The sequence below is a fragment of the Cupriavidus sp. PB-02 genome, assembly GCF_058252315.1.
Map to the genome: position 1 here is coordinate 3,276,156 of NZ_CM177694.1, position 18,430 is coordinate 3,294,585.

Genomic DNA, 18,430 nt, shown 5'->3' on the forward strand with positions numbered 1-18,430 from the left:
TGTAGTCCCGACATGCTGAAGAAACTGCTTGCCGCCGCCATGATGGCGGCGATGGTCCCCGCCACGGCCGCCATGGCGGCTGCCTCGTATCCGACCAAGCCGGTCCGCTTCGTGGTGCCCTACCCGGCCGGCGGCCCGCTCGACACCGTCGCGCGCGCCATCGGCGAGAAGCTGCGCGACAGCCTGGGCCAGCCGGTAGTGGTGGAGAACAAACCGGGCGCCGGCGGCAACCTGGGCGCGGACTACGTCGCCAAGCAGCCGGCCGATGGCTACACCATCGTGATGGGCGCGGTGGCCACGCATGCCATCAACCCGACGCTGTTCAGCAAGATGCCGTACGACCCCGTGAAAGACTTCGCGCCGATCACGCTGGTGGCGGACGTGCCCAATGTGCTGGTGATGCACCCCGGCAAGGCGGCCGAACTGCATATCAACAATGTGCGCGACCTGGTCGCGTACGCGCGCAAGAACCCGGGCAAGCTGGACTACGCCTCCGGTGGCAACGGCAGCGCCGGCCACCTGTCGGGCGAGCTGTTCAAGAGCATGGCCAAGGTCAGCATGGTCCATATCCCCTACAACGGCGCCGCACCGGCGCAGCTGTCAGTGCTGTCGGGCCAGACCGACCTGATCTTCGACAACCTGGCTTCGGCGTCGGCGAATATCAAGGCAGGCAAGCTCAAGGCCTTTGCCGTGACCACCGCGGGCCGTGCAGCGGCGTTCCCGGAGCTGCCGACCATTGCCGAGGCGGGCAAGGGCCTGGGGCTGGAGGGCTTCGATATCTCGACCTGGTTCGGTGTGTTCGCGCCGGCCAACACGCCGCGGGAGATCGTCGAGCGGCTTAACCAAGAGATCGTGGCGATCCTGAAGACCGATGATATGAAGGCACGGCTGGCGCGCATCGGGGCGCAGCCGGCGCCGACCACGCCGGAGCAGTTTTCGGCGTTGATCCAGCGGGAACTGAAGAAGTATGCGCAGATCGTGAAGGTGTCGGGGGCGAAGGTGGACTGAGGCCAGAGAGTCTTTCATTTGCAAGGAAAAAGGCGGCCGCGGCCGCCTTTTTCCTTGCGCCGGCGTGTTTGCATCTGGGGCGCCCTACTCCGCCCCCCGCGCCTGCGCAGCCTTGCGCCGCTTCCATATCCGCCCGCCGGAATCCCCCTCCAGCCGCGGCAACAGCAATCCGACCTGCAGGATCTGCGGCCCTTCCATCCGCATCACCGTCAACGGCAACCCCGCAATCTCGACACTGTCGCCCTCCACCGGCGGCGAGGTGAACACCCGCTGCATCGCCGCTTCCAGCGTAAGCGGTTCTTCTTCTGGCGTCAGTGCACGCGTGCCATACATCGCCGCCACGTCCCGCAGCGGCGCATCCCCCGACAGCAGGAAATCGTGCGAGACCTCTTCCCAGGTCGGCGCGCGCCCCGGCGCCTGGAACATCGCCGACAGCATCGGCAGCGTCGTGGTCGGCGCCAGTACGCAGACGCTGTCGCCGGCGCGCAGCATGGTCTGGTCAGGCGCCACCAGCGCGTCGTCGCGCGCCACCGTCATCAGGCTGCAGCGTGGCGGCAGTTCGAGCTGGTCGGCACGCACGTTCTCCACCGGTGCGTTCGGGCCCACGCAGAACTGCATCACTTCCAGGATCGGCGCGCGTGTGCCGCGCAGGCGCGAGCGCGCGACCGGCTCCGGGTAGCCCGGCCGGCGCACGCGCGCCAGCCGCGCCGCCACCGACACCGTGGTGCCCTGGAACAGCAGGCTGGCCAGCACCACGGCAAAGGCAATGCGGAATAGCAGCCCGGATTGCGGCACCTCGCGCAGCAGTGGGAATAGCGCCAGCACGATCGGCACCGCGCCACGCAGTCCCATCCAGGCGATAAATCCGGTCTCGCGCGCATTGAAGCGGAACGGCAGCAGCGCCAGCCACACCGCCACCGGGCGCGCCACCAGCATCAGGAAGGCGGCTACCGCCGCGGCCGGTCCGGCCACTTCCCAGATCCGGTGCGGCGACACCAGCAGGCCGAGCAGCAGGAACATCGCCGATTGCGCCAGCCAGGCCATGCCGTCCATCGCGCGCATGGTGTCGGGCGTGACGGCGCGTTCGCGGTTGCCGACCAGCATGCCGGTCAGGTACACCGCCAGGAAGCCGCTGCCGCCGGCGGTCTGCACCAGCGCGAATACCATCGCGCCGCCCGAGCACAGCATGATCGCCTGCAGGCCCTCGGCGACCTGGATGCGCTCCAGCACGCGCGCCAGGCAATAGCCCAGCGCCAGGCCAAGCACGCCGCCCACGCCGAACTGCACCAGCAGCCGCGTGACCAGGCCCAGCGGCGTCAGGCCATCGGGCGCGGTCAGCCATTCGATCAGCGTCAGGGTCAGGAAGATCGCCATCGGGTCGTTGATGCCCGACTCGATCTCGAGCACGCTCGCCACCCGGTCCTTCAGGCGGATGCCGCTGCTGTGGAGCATCGAGAACACCGCCGCGGCGTCAGTCGACCCGACAATCGCGCCGAGCAGCAGCCCGAGCCGCCAGTCGATGCCCAGCAGCCACGCGGCAAACACCCCCACCAGCGCCGCCGTCACCAGCACGCCCACGGTCGCCAGCGACAGCGATGGCCTGAGCGCCACCCGGAAAGTGGCAAAGCGCGTGCGCAGCCCGCCGTCGAGCAGGATGATCGCCAGCGCCAGGTTGCCCACCAGGAAGCTCAGCCAGGTGTCGGAAAAGCGGATGCCACCCGGCCCGTCCACGCCCGCCAGCATGCCCACGGCCAGGAAGACCAGCAGGAACGGCACGCCCAGGCGTGCCGAGAAGGCGCCCAGCACGATGCCCAGGGACATCACGACGGCGCCGATCAGGATGACGTGGTCGATGCTCTCCAAACCGCTCCTTTCGTTGCATTGAGGTGCCTTGCGGAACCTTTCAAACCTGACAGCATGCCACCCTTGCGCCGCGCGGCAGGTCCGCGCAGGGTGCCCCGGATGATAGCGCAGCAGCCCCCACGCAGCCCCGCCCGCCCGCCCGCGAAGCGGCCTCCAGTCTGGCCCGGCGGCGCTTTTAAGCGCTGATTCACTAGGGGATACCCTCAGCATGACCCTGTTTGCAGACATCTGAAAGGTAGCTGAAAGGTCGCCCCCTTAACTTCCACCCTGCCCGCAGGAGGGCCCCCTTCTTCATCGCGCATTGACGCAGTGCAGCAAGGGGCCCGCCACAGATTTCAAGCGTCTTTTCGAGGAGATTCACTTTGCGCATACGTAGCCAAAAGGACTTCGCCTCCGGCCTGATGTTCATCCTGGTCGGATTCGGCTTTTCCTGGGTCGCACGCGGCTATTCCATGGGAACTGCCGCAAAAATGGGACCTGGATACTTCCCGTTCTGGCTCGGCATCGTGCTTGCCCTGCTGGGCGTGCTGGTGCTGGCTGGTTCGCTGTCGTCCAAGATGGAACAAGACAGCCTGGCCCGCTGGGACATCAAGACGCTGCTGTGGATTCTCGGTTCGGTGGTGCTGTTCGGCCTGCTGCTGAAGCCGCTGGGCATGGTGCTGTCGGTGCTGGTGCTGGTGCTGGTGTCGTCGATGGCCAGCCACGAGTTCAGCTGGAAGGGCGCCATCCTCAACGCGATCATCCTGGTGCTGATCAGCCTGGGCGCGTTCGTGTACGGCATCAACCTGCAGATGCCGGTGTGGCCGGCTTTCCTGGCAAGCTAAGGAGCCCGCCAACATGGAACTTCTAACCAACCTGGGTCTGGGCTTTTCCACCGCCCTGACCTTCCAGAACCTCGCGTACGCCTTCCTGGGCTGCGTGCTGGGTACCCTGATCGGCGTGCTGCCGGGCCTGGGGCCGCTGGCCACCATCGCCATGCTGCTGCCGGTGACCTACACGCTGCCGCCGGTGGCCGCGCTGATCATGCTGGCCGGTATCTACTACGGCGCCCAGTACGGCGGCTCGACCACCGCCATCCTGGTGAACCTGCCCGGTGAATCGTCCTCGGTGGTGACAACCATCGACGGCTACCAGATGGCAAGACGAGGGCGAGCGGGGGTGGCGCTGGCGACAGCGGGCCTGGGCTCGTTCTTCGCCGGCTGCGTCGCCACCATGATCCTGGCCGCCTTTGCCGCGCCGCTGTCCGAACTGGCGTTCAAGTTCGGCCCCGCCGAATACTTCTCGCTGATGGTGCTGGGCCTGATCGGCGCCGTGGTGCTGGCTTCGGGTTCGCTGGTCAAGGCCATCGCCATGATCGTGCTGGGCCTGCTGCTGGGCCTGGTCGGTACCGACGTGAACTCGGGCGCCGCGCGCTTCTCGTTCGACGTGCCGGAACTGACTGACGGCCTGAACTTCGTCTCGGTGGCAATGGGTATCTTCGGCTTTGCTGAAATCATCGCCAACCTGGAGCAGAAGGAGCACCGCGAGACCTTCACTGACCACATCACCAACCTGTTCCCGACCAAGGAAGACTTCAAGCGCATGATCCCCGCGGTGCTGCGCGGCACCTTGCTGGGCTCCGCACTGGGCATCCTGCCTGGCGGCGGCGCATCGCTGGCCTCGTTCGCGGCGTACTCGCTGGAGAAGAAGACCTCCAAGTACCCGCAGGAATTCGGCAAGGGCGCGATCGAAGGCGTGGCGGGTCCGGAATCGGCCAACAACGCTGCCTCGCAAACGTCGTTCATCCCGCTGCTGACGCTGGGCATTCCGCCCAACGCGGTGATGGCGCTGATGGTGGGTGCCATGACCATCCACAACATCCAGCCCGGCCCGCAGGTGATGACCAGCAACCCGGCGCTGTTCTGGGGCCTGATCGCCTCGATGTGGATCGGCAACCTGATGCTGATCATCCTGAACCTGCCGCTGATCGGCATCTGGGTGAAACTGCTGAAGGTGCCCTACCGCTACCTGTACCCGGCCATCCTGACGTTCTGCTGCATCGGCGTGTACTCGGTCCAGAACACCACCTTCGACGTGTTCCAGACCGCTGCTTTCGGCGTGGTGGGCTACCTGTTCATCAAGCTCAAGTGCGAACCCGCTCCGCTGCTGCTTGGCTTCGTGCTGGGGCCGATGATGGAAGAGAACTTCCGCCGCTCGCTGCTGCTGTCGCGTGGTGACTTCAGCGTGTTCGTGACCCGTCCGCTGTCGCTGGGTCTGCTGATCGCCGCCGCAGTGCTGGTGCTGATCGTGGCGATGCCGGCGATCAAGGCCAAGCGCGAAGAAGCGTTCCAGGAAGAGTAAGCAGGGAAATACGCCGAACGCAAGACTAAGGGCACCGCGAGGTGCCCTTTTTTTACGTGACCGTTCAGGAACAAAAAGCGCCAACCGCACACTGCTGTTGTCCTGGCGTTGCGACACAACAAGAATCCGCTAGGTTGAGGTTGGCCCTGCGCGACCGCCGCCCGGTCCGCGACGACCTATATTACTGACACGTGGACAACTGTCGCGATGAGCGCGTCGGAGGTTGAGATCATGACCATGGCTACCACGCTGGCGAGATGCCTGAGCAACAAGCAGACCCAGTTCGACACCGTTCGCCACCCCTACAGCCCCAGCAGCAGCATGGCCACTGCGCAGGCTGCGAACATTCCCGGAGACAGAATGGCCAAGACGGTCCTGCTGGAAGACGGCAGCGGCTACGTCGCAGCCGTAATTCCTTCCACCCACCACCTGAAACTGTCGGAGATCTGCGAGCAGACGGGCCGAAAGCTGTCGCTGGCGCACGAGGATGGCGTGCGCGAAGTGTTCAGCGATTGCGACCACGGCGCGATCCCGCCGGTCGGCATGGCGTACGGCACGCAGACCTGGCTCGACGACAGCCTGCTGACGCATCCCGACGTCTACTTTGAAGCGGGCGACCACCAGGAACTGGTGCACATGAGCACCGATCAGTTCCTCGAACTGATGGCCGACGCGCGGCGCGGGCATTTCGCGCACCGGATGATGTAGGACAAGTTCATGCCCTGACAGGCCACGCGGCCGGCGCTTGCCGGCCGCTTGTCTTTTGCGTGGGCGATCGCTTCACCAGGCACTCACGCGCGGATGGCAAAAAGCTGCCGCCACCGGTCACGCTGACCGGCGAAAAATCTTCTTTCCCCTCGCGGACCAGGCCCCGTCAGGGGAATAACAGCCCTGACGGGACCAGGCGACCGCTTAAGCGACGTCGAACCGGTCGAGGTTCATCACCTTGACCCAGGCCGCGACGAAGTCCCGGACGAGTTTCTCCTGCGCGTCCTCGCTTGCGTAGACCTCGCAAAGCGCCCGCAACTGGGCATGCGAGCCGAACACCAGGTCGACGCGGGTGCCGGTCCACTTCTTCGCACCGGTCTTGCGGTCACGCCCTTCGAACACGTCCCGGGCTTCCGGGGACACCGGCTTCCATTCGGTGCTCATGTCGAGCAGGTTGCGGAAGAAGTCGTTGGTCAGCGTTTCCGGCCGGTCGGTGAAGACGCCATGCGCATCTTGCCCGGTATGGACGTTCAGCACGCGCAGCCCGCCGATCAGCACCGTCATCTCGGGCGCGGTCAGGGTCAGCAATTGCGCCTTGTCGATCAGCAGCGCCTCCGCAGGGATACCGTACTCCTGCTTGAGGAAGTTGCGGAAGCCGTCCGCCTTCGGCTCGAGCGCGCCGACCGACTGCACGTCGGTCTGTTCCTGCGAGGCATCCATGCGGCCCGGCGTGAATGGCACGGTCACGCGATTGCCGGCCTTCTGCGCCGCCTGCTCGATCCCGGCTCCACCGGCCAGCACGATCAGGTCCGCCAGCGAAATCTTCTTGCCGCCGGACTGCGCGCCGTTGAACTCAGCCTGGATCCCTTCGAGCACCTTCAGCACCTTGGCCAACTGCTCGGGTTCGTTGGCGGCCCAGTCCTTCTGCGGCGCCAGGCGGATGCGCGCGCCATTGGCACCACCACGCTTGTCCGAACCGCGGAAGGTGGATGCCGAGGCCCAGGCAGTCTGCACCAGTTGCGAGACCGGCAGCCCCGACGCCAGGATCTTCTGCTTGAGCGCGGCGACGTCCTGCTCGTTGACCAGCGGATGGTCGACCGCCGGGATGGGATCCTGCCAGATCAGTTCTTCTTGCGGGACTTCCGGGCCGAGGTAACGGGCACGCGGGCCCATGTCGCGGTGGGTCAGCTTGAACCAGGCGCGGGCGAAGGCATCGGCGAGCTGGTCAGGATGCGCCAGGAAGCGCCGGGAGATCTTCTCGTAAGCCGGGTCGAAACGCAGCGACAGATCCGTGGTCAGCATCGTTGGCCGCAGCTTCTTCGACGGATCGTAAGCGTGCGGGATGGTTTCGCCGCCATCCTTGGCCACCCACTGGTTGGCACCGGCGGGACTCTTGGTCAGCTCCCATTCGTGGCCGAACAGGTTCTCGAAGTAGCTATTGCCCCACTTCGTCGGCGTATTGCTCCAGGTCACCTCCAGGCCGCTGGTAATGGCGTCGGCGCCCTTGCCGGAGCCATAGGTGCTTGACCATCCCAAGCCCTGGAGTTCAAGGTCGGCGCCCTCGGGCTCGGCCCCGATGTTGTCCGCGGGACCGGCACCATGCGTCTTGCCGAAGGCATGCCCACCGGCAATCAGCGCGACGGTCTCCTCGTCGTCCATGGCCATGCGCGCGAAGGTTTCGCGGATGTCGTGCGCCGCGGCGAGCGGGTCCGGGTTGCCTTCCGGGCCTTCCGGGTTCACATAGATCAGGCCCATCTGCACGGCGGCCAGCGGGCTCTCCAGGTTGCGGCCGGGGTCGGTGCGGCTGGCCTCGGCGCCATGCAATTCCTCGTCGGCGACAATCACGCCCTCATCGTCGTACTTGCCGGCGGCACCCTTGCCGTAGCGAAAGTCACCGCCCAGCCAGGTCTTTTCATTGCCCCAGTACACATCCAGGTCCGGCTCCCAGGTGTCTTCGCGGCCACCGCCGAAGCCGAAGGTCTTGAAGCCCATGGTCTCGAGCGCGACGTTGCCGCTCAGGATCATCAGGTCGGCCCAGGAGATCTTCTGACCGTACTTTTGCTTGATCGGCCATAGCAGGCGGCGAGCCTTGTCCAGGCTGGCGTTGTCCGGCCAACTGTTGATCGGCGCGAAACGCTGCTGGCCGCGCCCGCCGCCGCCGCGGCCATCGCCGATGCGGTACGTGCCGGCACTGTGCCAGGCCATGCGGATGAGCAGCGGACCGTAGTGGCCGAAGTCCGCCGGCCACCAGTCCTGCGATTCAGTCATCAGCGCCGCCAAGTCCTTCTTCACCGCCGCCAGGTCGAGGCTCTTGAAGGCTTCCGCATAGTTGAAGTCCGCGCCCAGCGGGTTGGACTTGCTGGAATGCTGGCTGAGCAGGTCCAGGCGCAGTTGCTTTGGCCACCAGTCGCGATTCGTGGTACCGCCGCCGGCGGTATGAGTGAAGGGGCACTTTGCTTCGTTAGACATGCGTTCTCTCCTTGTGGGGACGTACTGAACACGCCTGCAGCGATGGCGCGGGGGTTCGCTGGTGTTTCGGCGATCCCCGCTCCGGCGGATCTTGCGGATCAGCGCCGGGAATCTCCTTCAAAAGCATGCCGGCTTATTACTGCCGGTGCGCGGACGCGCGTGGGCACGCCCCGACGCGGCAGGTCGGGCGCCCATGGCAATGCGGCCGCGTCAGCGGCTGTCCGCAACCCAAATATATGCACAGGTGGACGCCAGGAGAATGCGTTTCTGACTATCCTCCCGATAGACCCTGGTTATGGCGTGGACGCAACGCGTACTAGGCGCCGAACAGCTCGCTGCAAGCTGCCCGCACCGCCGCGGTCACCTGCCCGCGCCCGTGGTCGCGCCGCTCCAGCATGCCGATGTGACGCATCACCGGCTCGCCGTTGACCAGCAGCGGCAGCACGCGCAGCGCCTCGTCGTCGCGCCAGCGGGCGCGGCGCAGCAGCGGCACCACGGTCACCCCCACCTCCTGCCGCACCAGTTCGACCAGCGCCTCGATCGCGTTCAGTTCCAGGAATTCATTGACTTTCAGGTGCGCGCGCCGCAATGCGCGCTCGATCAGCACGCCGGTGCGTTGGGTCCGGTCAAAGCGCAGGTAGGGATTGCCGGCGAGTGCCTCTCGCGCATCTCGGCCGGGGCTGCCGCGCGCGGCGATGGCGACCAGCGGCTCCTGGTACAGCGGCGTCCAGCGCAGCGAGCCCGGCACGCGCGCGGTGCCCTCGACCAGGATCGCGGCGTCTAGCTCGCCCGCCTCTACCTGCGCGGCCAGCTCGATCGACTTGGCGCCGACCAGGCGCACGTCCAGCGCCGGATAGGTGCGCTTCATATGTGCCACCGCATGCGACAGCCCGCCCATCACCGACACCACCGCGCCTACCGCGACGGCGCCGGCCATGGCCTCGGCCGAGGCCAGTGGCAGGCGCATCTCTTCATACAGCGCCAGCAGCTTGCGCGCCTGCGGCAGCAGCGCGCGGCCGTCGGCATTCAGCACTGCGACGCGACCGTTGCGATCGAACAGTTCGCGGCGCAGCTCGTTCTCGAGCGCACGCATCTGCAGGCTGACGGCGGCCTGGGTCAGCGCCACCTGGCCGGCGGCGGCAGCGAAGGAGCCGTGCTCGGCCACGGCGACAAGGGTTCGGAGGAAGCGGATAATGCTCATCAGCGCACCCGTGGAGGGTAGGAATGACGATGCCGACAAGGGTGTGACACTTAAGTTTTCCTTGTGACATCGGAAAGGAATATTAGCTTTCTTTGTGACCGGCGGCGCGGAATAATGAAGGCCGGCTCATGAATCTGGGCCCGGGCGAGCGGGGCCGGCCGCCACAAGCGGCGGCCCATGGCAATACAGCCGCCTGCCCCGCAACGGTCTTCCTGCTTTTCCTTTCGCCTGACACCGGAGATGAGAATGAAATCCTGGCTGCGCCTTCTCGGCATCGGCCTCGCCTCCGGCCTGTGCCTGGCCGCCACGCCCGCACTGGCCGACAACTATCCCAGCAAGCCCATCCGCCTGATCGTGCCCTTCCCGGCCAGCGGTGCCACCGACTTGCTGGCGCGCGCGATCGCGCAGAAGGTCGGCGCCAACATGGGCCAGCAAATCGTGGTCGACAACCGGCCCGGGGCGGGCGGCGCGATCGGCTCCGACATGGCCGCCAAGGCCGCGCCCGACGGCTATACGCTGCTGATCGCCACCACCAGCACGCATTCGATCGGCCCGTATATCAATACCCGCCTGCCCTACAACACCGAGACTGATTTCACGCCGGTCGGTCAGGTGGCGATCGCCACCAACGTACTGGTGGTGCCGAACAGCCTGCCGGTGAAGAACGTGCGCGAGCTGGTCGACTACGCCAAGAAGCATCCCGGCGAACTGAACTACGCCTCCAGTGGCAACGGCACCGTGGTGCACCTGACCGCCGAAGCGTTCAAGGCGCAGGCCGGCGTGTTCATCACCCACATCCCCTACCGCGGCACCGCGCTGGCCGTGCCCGACCTGATCTCGGGCAAGGTGCAGGTGCTGTTCGACAGCATCGTGTCGGGCCTGCCGCATGTGAAGGACGGCAAGCTCAAGGCGCTGGCGGTGACCAGCGCCAAGCGCTCGCCGCTGGCGCCGGAGATTCCCACCGCCAGCGAATCGGGCCTGCCCGGCTTCGAATCCGATACCTGGTTCGGCATCTATGGCCCCAAGGGCCTGCCGCCCGATATCGTCATCCGCCTGAACGCCGAGTTCAACAAGGCGATCCAGTCGCCCGAGGTGAAGGAACGCCTGGGCAAGCTGGGCGCCGAACCGGTCGGCGGCACGCCGGCGCAGTTCGCCGCCATGGTGAAGAAGGACAGCGCCCGCTGGGGCAAGCTGATCAAGGATCGCAAGATCACGGCAGAATAAGGCACCGAGGCCACTCCTGCTGCCACCGCACCGGGTCCGGCAGCGACCCGGCCGCCCCCTCAGACGACAGACAACGCCATGCAGAACTTCAACTGGACCAACCCCTACCCCTCCGTGCGCATCCCGCTGTTTGCGCGCAACGTGGTGTCCACCTCGCACCCGCTGGCCGCGCAGGCCGGCCTGCGCATGCTGCTCAAGGGCGGCAATGCCGTCGATGCCGCCATCGCCGCGGCGGCCGCGATCACCATCGTCGAGCCGGTGTCTTGCGGCCTGGGCAGCGACGCCTTCGCCATCCTGTGGGACGGCAAGGAACTGCACGGCCTGAACTCGTCCGGCGTGGCGCCGGCCGCGTGGAACCCGGAGTATTTCAAGAACAAGTACGGCACCGACGCCAACGGCCTCGCCAACCGCCCGATCCGCGGCTGGGATTCGGTGACCGTGCCCGGCGTGATCGCCGGCTGGGCCGCGCTGCACGAGCGCTTTGGCAAGCTGCCGTTCGCCGACCTGATGGAGCCGGCGATCGAGATCGCCGAGCGCGGCTATGCCGTGCCGCCGGTGGTGGCGCACAAGTGGGCTGCCGCGGTGCCTGAGCTGAAGGACCAGCCGGGCTATGCCGAGACCTTCATGCCCAGCGGCCGCGCGCCACTGGTCGGCGAAAAGTTCACCATGAAGGCTGCCGCCGAGACGCTGCGCAAGGTCGGCGAAACACGCGGCCGAGCCTACTACGAAGGCGAGATCGCCGAGAAGATCGCGGCGTTCAGCAAGCAATGCGGCGGCGCCATGACGCTGGACGACCTGCGCAACTACCGCCCGGACTGGGTCAAGCCGATCAGCAAGTCCTACCGCGGCTACGAACTGCACGAGATCCCGCCCAACGGCCAGGGCATCGCCGCGCTGATCGCGCTGGGCATCCTCGACCAGTTCGACATGGCGTCAATCCCGGTGGATTCGGTCGATTCGCAGCACCTGCAGATCGAGGCGATGAAGCTGGCCTTTGCCGACCTCTACCGCTACGTGGCCGATCCGCGCAGCATGGAGGTCACGCCGGAGGCAATGCTCGATGACGCGTACCTGAAGTCGCGCGCGAAGCTGATCGACATGCAGCGCGCCACGCATTTCAACTTCGGCATGCCCAAGGTGGGCGGCACCATCTACCTGACCGCCGCCGACGAGAATGGCATGATGATCTCGTTCATCCAGTCGAACTACATGGGCTTCGGTTCGGGCGTGGTGGTGCCGGGCACCGGCATCAGCCTGCAGAACCGCGGCGTGGGCTTCTCGATGGACCCCAAGTCGGCCAACGTGGTGGCCGGCGGCAAGCGCCCGTTCCACACCATCATCCCGGCCTTCCTGACCAAGGGCGGCCAGCCGGTGATGAGCTTCGGCGTGATGGGCGGCGACATGCAGCCGCAGGGCCACCTGCAGACCGTGGTGCGCATGCTGGATTACAACCAGCAACCGCAGGCCGCGTGCTGCGCGCCGCGCTGGAAGGTCAACCGCGACTTCACGCTGGACGTGGAGAGCACGATGGACGCGGCGACGGTCGAGGGGCTGAAGGCGCGCGGGCACCAGCTCAAGTCGGTGGATGATCCGTATATGGATTTTGGCTCGGGGCAGTTCATCTGGCGCCTGTCGGAGGATGCCGAGCATGGTTACGTCGCCGCCAGCGACAGCCGGCGTGATGGGCAGGCGGTGGGATTCTGATCCAGCCTGACTGAAGCGCCTGCAGTACCGAGGACGCCCGGGACACCCCGGGCGTTTGTTTTTGTCCCGTCGGTCGACCGATACAACTGGCCCGCCCGCGATTGCACCAACTGTGCATGGCGTGGGCGCCCCGGCTCCGTACACTTGTGATCAACAAGCCTCCGGAGCCTCTGCGCCATGACCACCTACGCCTTCCGCCTGCTCAACGTCTTTGCCGAATCCACCTTCGGCGGCAATCCCCTGTGCGTGTTCGAGGACGCGCGCGGCCTGGACGATGCCACCATGCAGGCGCTTGCGCTGCAGTTCAACCTGTCGGAGACCACCTTCATCCTGCCGTCCGACAACGCCAGCGCCCATGTGCGCATCTTCACCCCCGGCTACGAGATGCGCTTCGCCGGCCATCCCACGCTGGGCACCGCGCACGTGGTACGCGAACTGGCCGGCACCGGCGACGCACTGACGCTGGAATTCCTCGCAGGCGTCGTGCCGGTCACCGCGCAGGGGGATGTCTGGACCTTCACCGCCCCGCACAGCGGCCAGCCCAGGACCGCACCGGCCGGCCTGCCCGACGCCGAAATGGCAAGCCTGCTCGGCCTGGAAGAACGCGACCTGCTGGTGTCGCCGATGTGGGTCGACACCGGCGCCGACCAGTTGCTGGTCGCCGTGCGCAGCACCGAGGCCGTGCGCCGTGCCAGGCCGGACAGTTCGCGCCTGGAGATCTGGCCGCAGAGCAGCCTGGGCCGCAAGACCGCCTATGTCTTTGCCTTCGATCCGGAGCAACCGGGCCGGGTGCTGTCGCGCTACTTCTTCACCAAGCAAGGCGGCGGCGTGGCCGAGGATCCGGGCACCGGCTCGGCCTGCGCCAACCTCGGCGGCTGGCTGCTGGCCACCGGCCACGCACTGCCGGCGGATTACGCGATCGACCAGGGCGAGGCCGTGGACCGCCCCTGCCGGCTGCGGCTGGCGGTCAATGCGGACGGCGCGATCCGCGTCGGCGGCCGCGTGATCGAGATCGGCCGCGGTACCGTCACCCTGTAAGCGCACCTGCGCTACATTGACGGCTTGCGCCCAATGTCCAACGCCCGAACCGCCATGACCTCGCACGCCATCACCACCCTGGCCGACCTGGAAGCGCTCTATGCGCAGCCCGCCGCCCCATCGCTGGCCAAGGAAGTCGACCACCTGCACCCGCACTACCGCGCCTTTATCGAGGCAGCCCCGTTCTGCCTGCTGTCGACCGTGGGCGAGCAATGGGCCGAATGCTCGCCGCGCGGCGACGCGCCGGGCTTCGTGCAGGTGCTGGATGAGCGCACGCTGCTGCTGCCGGACCGGCGCGGCAACAACCGCATTGACAGCCTGCGCAATATCGTCGCCGATCCGCGCGTGGGGCTGCTGTTCGTGATCCCGGGCGTCAACGAGACCATCCGCGTCAACGGCACCGCGCAGATCAGCGTCGATCCCGCGCTGATCGCGCGTTGCGTGGTCGACGGCAAGACGCCGACCACGGTGCTGGTGGTGACGGTGCAGTCGGTGTTCTTCCAGTGCGCCCGCGCGCTGATCCGCTCGCGCCTGTGGGCCGCCGATGCGCAGGTCGCGCGCCGGACGCTGCCGAGCAACGGCGAGATCCTGGCCACGCTGAGCGGGAACGCCATCGACGGCGCCGCCTACGACCGCGACCTGCCCGAACGGCAGCGCACGACCCTCTACTAGCCCCCCCCTTACCGCAAAGCGCCATGTCCACGCGGGGCGCCTGATTCCGCCTATGCGCGCGGGAGCCACTCCGGCGCGTGGGTGCCGAGCGGCTCGGACGGCAACGTCCAGCGTGCCGGCGTTTCCGACAGCCGCGCCGCGTGCCGCACCGTGGTCAGCATGCCGAAACCGGAAAGCACCGCTTCGAGCAGGTCGGCGATGTCGTCGATCTTCTGCTCGGGCGCCTTCAAGCCGTCCGCCACCCTCCCCAATCCGCGCAGCCACTGCCCGACCTGCGCCAGCGATACGCGCACATGCCAGCTTCCGCCCTCGATGGCGCGCCGGTGCAGCGCCGCCATCGCGCCGAATGCCAGCAGGTAGCCCGCGGCATGGTCCAGCACCTGTGCCGGCAGCGGCCGTGGCATATCGCTGCCGGCGACCTCGGCTTCGGCATGGTTGAAGCCGGTCGCGGTCTGCACCAGCGAATCGAAGCCGCGTTTGTGCGCCCACGGCCCCACGTGGCCATACGCGCTCAATGAGACATAAACGATGCCCGGATGCGCCCGCGCCGCGGCTTCCGGCCCCGCGCCCAGCTCGGCCAGCGCGCCGGGGCGGTAGCCCTGCACCATGACATCGGCACCGTGCAACAGCTTGTGCAGCAGGCGCTTGTCGTCGGGATCGCGCAGGTCGAGCTGGCAGCTGCGCTTGCCGCGGCCGGTGTCGATCACCAGCGGCGGGATCGACGGCAGGTGCGCGGCGGTGACCAGCAACACGTCGGCGCCGTGCGCGGCGAGGGTGCGCCCCGCCACCGGGCCGGCGATGATGCGGGTGAAGTCGAGCACGCGCACGCCCGACAGCGGCTGCGCGTCAGGTGACGCAGGCGCCGGCAGTGGCTGCGGCGGCGCGTCGCCGATGCGCTCCAGCGTCACCGGCGGCATCCCGCGCAATGCAGCAGCCTGCGCATGGCAGTCCCACTCGTCGAAGCTGCGCATCGCGGCGACCACCATGCCGGCGTCGGACGCCGCGGTCTCGAAGGCTTCCGCTTCCCACTTCTCCAGCGCGGCCTGCACCGCCGCCTTGTCGTTGGCGCAGCCCAGCAGCCGCAGCACGCCGTCGCGGTGATGCGGGAAATTGGTGTGCAGCCGGACCCAGCGGCCGTCGCCACAGCGGTAGGTGCCGGCGATCTTGTCCCACAGTTCGGGCGCGGGCCCGCCGTCGACGCGCAGGTAGCGCTCGCTGCGGAATTCGGTGATGGCATGGCGCATGTCGACGCTGACCTGCTGCCAGCGGCCGGTGCGGCTGTGCCACAGCGCGGCCGCGGCCAGCGCGGAGGCGGCCAGGCTGGCCTGTGCGGCGGTGCCGACGGCGAAGCTCGAGGGCAGCACCGGCTCGGCGCCGTCCAGGTTCAGGTGAGCCAGCGCCTCTGCCGGCAGGCCGGCGTCGCGCCACAGCGCGGCGACAACATCGGAGGGCTCGGGCGGCGTGGATGCCGCATCAGGATGGGTGGTCATGAGCGTTCCTGCAGCGATGGGTCGGAAACCGGCCGCCAGGGGCCAGCCGGCATGGGCCTTTATGCTACTCCCACGCATCACTTTCGTCGCACCGGCACGTATCGGCGCAGCGCAAACCCGGGATATGTCCGGAAATCCGCGGCGGCTCGCGGCGTGCGGCGCCGCCGGCACGGTAAAATCCCGGTATTGGCATTCCGCCACGCAATCTGACGACCCGGCCGAACCTTGGAAACCCTCTGCGGTTACACCATTCCGGCCGGCCAACCGGCGCCACCATGAGCCACGACAACAAGCCTACCGACAGCACCCCCGCCGCCTCCAACTTCCTGCGGAGCATCATCGACCAGGACCTCGCCGCCGGCACCTACGCCGGCCGCCAGGACAAGGCCGGCGAACCGCTGCCGACCGTGATTACCCGCTTCCCGCCGGAGCCCAACGGCTACCTGCATATCGGCCACGCCAAGAGCATCTGCCTGAACTTCGGGCTGGCGCGCGACTACGGCGGCCGCTGCCACCTGCGCTTTGACGACACCAACCCGGTCAAGGAAGACACCGAATACGTCGATTCGATCATCGACGCCGTGCACTGGCTGGGCTTTTCCTGGGACAGCCAGGGCAAGGACGGCGAAAAGCACCCGCACCTGTACTACGCCAGCGACTACTTCGACCAGCTCTATGCATTTGCCGAGAAGCTGATCGAACGCGGTGCCGCCTACGTCGACAGCCAGAGCGCCGAGCAGATCGCCGCCAATCGCGGCAATTTCTCCGAGCCGGGCAAGCCCTCGCCCTACCGCGAGCGCGGCGTCGAAGAAAACCTGCAACTGTTCCGCGACATGCGCGCCGGCAAGTACGCCGACGGCGAACACGTGCTGCGCGCCAAGATCGACATGACCGCGCCCAACATCGTGATGCGCGACCCGGTGATCTACCGCATCCGCCATGCGCATCACCACCGCACGGGCGACAAGTGGTGCATCTACCCGATGTACGACTTCACCCACTGCATCTCGGACGCGATCGAGAACATCACGCACTCGCTGTGCACGCTGGAGTTCGAGAACAACCGCCCGCTATACGACTGGGTACTGGAGCACCTGCGCGACTGCGGCGTGTTCCATGACCCGCTGCCGCACCAGTACGAGTTCGCGCGCCTGAACCTGACCTACGCCATCACCAGCAAGCGCAGGCTCAAGCAACTGGTCGACGAAAACCGCGTAGACGGCTGGGACGACCCCCGCATGCCTACGCTGGTCGGCGTGCGCCGCCGCGGCTTCACGCCTGAGTCGATCCAGCTGTTCTGCGACCGCGTCGGCGTGGCCAAGGCCGACAGCTGGATCGACATGAGCACGCTCGAAGGCGCGGTGCGCGACGACCTCGACGGCCGTGCCGCGCGCGGCGTGGCCGTGCTGGACCCGCTGCGCCTGGTGATCGACAACTACCCCGAAGGCCAGAGCGAAGAGTGCTCGGCACCGGTGCACCCGAAGAAGCCGGAACTTGGCCGCCGCGTGTTCCCGCTGTCGCGCGAGCTGTGGATCGAGCGCGAGGACTTCAACGAGAATCCGCCCAAGGGCTATTTCCGCCTGTTCCCGGGCAACAAGGTGCGCCTGAAATACGGCTACGTCATCGAGTGCACCGGCGTGGACAAGGACGCTGACGGCAACATCATTGCCGTGCATGCCGACTACTTGCCCGATACCAAGAGCGGCACGCCGGGCGCCGACAGCGTCAAGGTCAAGGGCGTGATCCACTGGGTCAGCGCGGCGCATGGGTATGAGGCCGAGGTACGCCTTTACGACCGCCTGTTCAACGACCCGAATCCGGATGCCGGTGGCAAGAACTTCCTGGATGCACTGAACCCGGATTCCAAGAAGGTGATCACCGCCTACCTGGAGCCGGGCCTGCGCGAGGCGCAGCCGGAAGACCGCTTCCAGTTCGAGCGTCACGGCTACTTCGTCGCCGACCGCAACGATTCGCAGCCGGGCAAGCCGGTCTTCAACCGCATCGTCGGGTTGAAGGACAGCTGGGGCAAGTGATGGCCAAATCAGGCATACAGACCATTACCTTCCCGCTCGAGGGCGAGTTCATCGCCCTCAATGACCTGCTCAAGCTGGCGGGCGTGTGCGACAGCGGCGGCGCCGGCAAGGCGCTGGTCGCCGCGGGCGAAGTGTCGGTGGACGGCGCGCCAGAATCGCGCAAGACTGCGAAGATTCGCGCCGGGCAGGTGGTGGGCCTGGCGGGCATCGAGATCCGCGTGGTCGCCGCCTGACCGCGCGGGCCGGGCCGGCCACTGCGGGCGCGCCGGCGTAGCAACCGAAAGGACTGGGACCATGCCGATCGCGTTCTGGTGCGTACTGCTGGCCGGCGTGCTGCCGCTGGCGACGGTGGCCATCGCCAAGGCCAGCGCGCCTGGCTTTGACAACCATGACCCGCGCGGTTGGCTGGACCGCCAGACCGGCCGCGCGCGCCGCGCCGACATGGCGCACCGCAACCACTTCGAGGCGTTCCCGTTCTTTGCCGTGGCCGTCCTGGCCGCCAGCTACCTGCAGGCGCCGCAGGCGCGCATCGACGAACTGTCGGTGGTCTTCATCATCGCCCGCATCCTCTACACGGTGTGCTACCTGGCCGACCGCGCCACGCTGCGCACGCTGTGCTGGACCATCGGGTACCTTTCGGTGGTGGGGATCTTCCTGCTGCCGGTCTTCTTCTACTGAAC

Annotated in this window: 15 protein-coding genes; 11 read left to right on the forward strand and 4 right to left on the reverse strand. The window is 67.1% G+C overall.

Annotated features, from left to right (window positions below):
- The first annotated feature begins 12 nt into the window (after positions 1-12).
- The gene (locus tag AC10V3_RS15345; protein ID WP_022536124.1) at positions 13-1,008 is read left to right on the forward strand and encodes a tripartite tricarboxylate transporter substrate binding protein; all 996 of its coding nucleotides are present in this window, start codon (positions 13-15) and stop codon (positions 1,006-1,008) included.
- Between the two features lie 84 nt (positions 1,009-1,092).
- Here AC10V3_RS15345 and AC10V3_RS15350 read toward each other — a convergent pair whose 3' ends face one another.
- A complete protein-coding gene (locus AC10V3_RS15350; RefSeq protein WP_022536125.1) occupies positions 1,093-2,871 on the reverse strand; it encodes a potassium/proton antiporter in 1,779 nt (592 codons plus the stop codon).
- 362 nt (positions 2,872-3,233) lie between these two features.
- Between AC10V3_RS15350 and AC10V3_RS15355 the strand changes: the two genes are divergently transcribed.
- The 3 genes from AC10V3_RS15355 to AC10V3_RS15365 all read left to right on the forward strand — a co-directional run bounded on the left by AC10V3_RS15355 (position 3,234) and on the right by AC10V3_RS15365 (position 5,919).
- The gene (locus tag AC10V3_RS15355; RefSeq protein ID WP_022536126.1) at positions 3,234-3,695 is read left to right on the forward strand and encodes a tripartite tricarboxylate transporter TctB family protein; all 462 of its coding nucleotides are present in this window, start codon (positions 3,234-3,236) and stop codon (positions 3,693-3,695) included.
- Positions 3,696-3,708: 13 nt separating this feature from the next.
- The gene (locus AC10V3_RS15360) at positions 3,709-5,211 is read left to right on the forward strand and encodes a tripartite tricarboxylate transporter permease (RefSeq protein WP_022536127.1); all 1,503 of its coding nucleotides are present in this window, start codon (positions 3,709-3,711) and stop codon (positions 5,209-5,211) included.
- A 231-nt stretch (positions 5,212-5,442) separates the two neighbouring features.
- Positions 5,443-5,919 (forward strand): aminoacyl-tRNA deacylase, encoded by a 477-nt coding sequence (locus AC10V3_RS15365; RefSeq protein ID WP_041681553.1) that lies wholly within the window; start codon positions 5,443-5,445, stop codon positions 5,917-5,919.
- A 204-nt stretch (positions 5,920-6,123) separates the two neighbouring features.
- Here the strand turns inward: AC10V3_RS15365 and katG are convergent, their stop codons facing one another.
- Together katG and AC10V3_RS15375 are read right to left on the reverse strand one after the other, a co-directional pair.
- Positions 6,124-8,388, reverse strand: a complete 2,265-nt coding sequence (gene katG, locus AC10V3_RS15370) for a catalase/peroxidase HPI (RefSeq protein ID WP_022536129.1) — start codon at positions 8,386-8,388, stop codon at positions 6,124-6,126.
- A 316-nt stretch (positions 8,389-8,704) separates the two neighbouring features.
- Positions 8,705-9,589 carry a LysR family transcriptional regulator gene (locus tag AC10V3_RS15375; RefSeq protein WP_490922446.1) on the reverse strand — a complete coding sequence of 295 codons (885 nt, stop codon included), beginning with the start codon at positions 9,587-9,589 and terminating at the stop codon, positions 8,705-8,707.
- A gap of 246 nt (positions 9,590-9,835) precedes the next feature.
- On the opposite strand from AC10V3_RS15375, the gene AC10V3_RS15380 reads away from it, so the two are divergent.
- The 4 genes from AC10V3_RS15380 (at position 9,836) to AC10V3_RS15395 (ending at position 14,227) form a co-directional block, all read left to right on the forward strand.
- Entirely contained in the window at positions 9,836-10,813 is a 978-nt protein-coding gene (locus AC10V3_RS15380) for a Bug family tripartite tricarboxylate transporter substrate binding protein (protein ID WP_022536131.1), read from the forward strand.
- 78 nt (positions 10,814-10,891) lie between these two features.
- Positions 10,892-12,517: a gamma-glutamyltransferase gene (gene ggt, locus AC10V3_RS15385; RefSeq protein ID WP_022536132.1), complete on the forward strand. Its 1,626-nt coding sequence runs from the start codon at positions 10,892-10,894 to the stop codon at positions 12,515-12,517.
- 177 nt (positions 12,518-12,694) lie between these two features.
- Complete coding sequence (locus tag AC10V3_RS15390) at positions 12,695-13,555, forward strand: PhzF family phenazine biosynthesis protein (protein WP_022536133.1); 861 nt, start codon at positions 12,695-12,697, stop codon at positions 13,553-13,555.
- A gap of 54 nt (positions 13,556-13,609) precedes the next feature.
- The gene (locus AC10V3_RS15395) at positions 13,610-14,227 is read left to right on the forward strand and encodes a pyridoxamine 5'-phosphate oxidase family protein (protein ID WP_022536134.1); all 618 of its coding nucleotides are present in this window, start codon (positions 13,610-13,612) and stop codon (positions 14,225-14,227) included.
- 50 nt (positions 14,228-14,277) lie between these two features.
- Here the strand turns inward: AC10V3_RS15395 and AC10V3_RS15400 are convergent, their stop codons facing one another.
- Positions 14,278-15,717, reverse strand: coding sequence for a CoA transferase (locus AC10V3_RS15400; RefSeq protein WP_022536135.1), 1,440 nt, complete (start codon positions 15,715-15,717; stop codon positions 14,278-14,280).
- A gap of 275 nt (positions 15,718-15,992) precedes the next feature.
- On the opposite strand from AC10V3_RS15400, the gene AC10V3_RS15405 reads away from it, so the two are divergent.
- From AC10V3_RS15405 to AC10V3_RS15415, 3 genes are all read left to right on the forward strand, one after another.
- On the forward strand, positions 15,993-17,750 hold the full coding sequence (locus tag AC10V3_RS15405; RefSeq protein WP_022536136.1) for a glutamine--tRNA ligase/YqeY domain fusion protein: 1,758 nt from the start codon (positions 15,993-15,995) through the stop codon (positions 17,748-17,750).
- Positions 17,750-17,983 carry an RNA-binding S4 domain-containing protein gene (locus AC10V3_RS15410; protein ID WP_022536137.1) on the forward strand — a complete coding sequence of 78 codons (234 nt, stop codon included), beginning with the start codon at positions 17,750-17,752 and terminating at the stop codon, positions 17,981-17,983. The genes AC10V3_RS15405 and AC10V3_RS15410 overlap by 1 nt, the downstream gene beginning before the upstream one ends.
- A 61-nt stretch (positions 17,984-18,044) precedes the next feature.
- Entirely contained in the window at positions 18,045-18,428 is a 384-nt protein-coding gene (locus tag AC10V3_RS15415; protein WP_022536138.1) for an MAPEG family protein, read from the forward strand.
- The last annotated feature ends 2 nt before the right edge of the window (positions 18,429-18,430 follow it).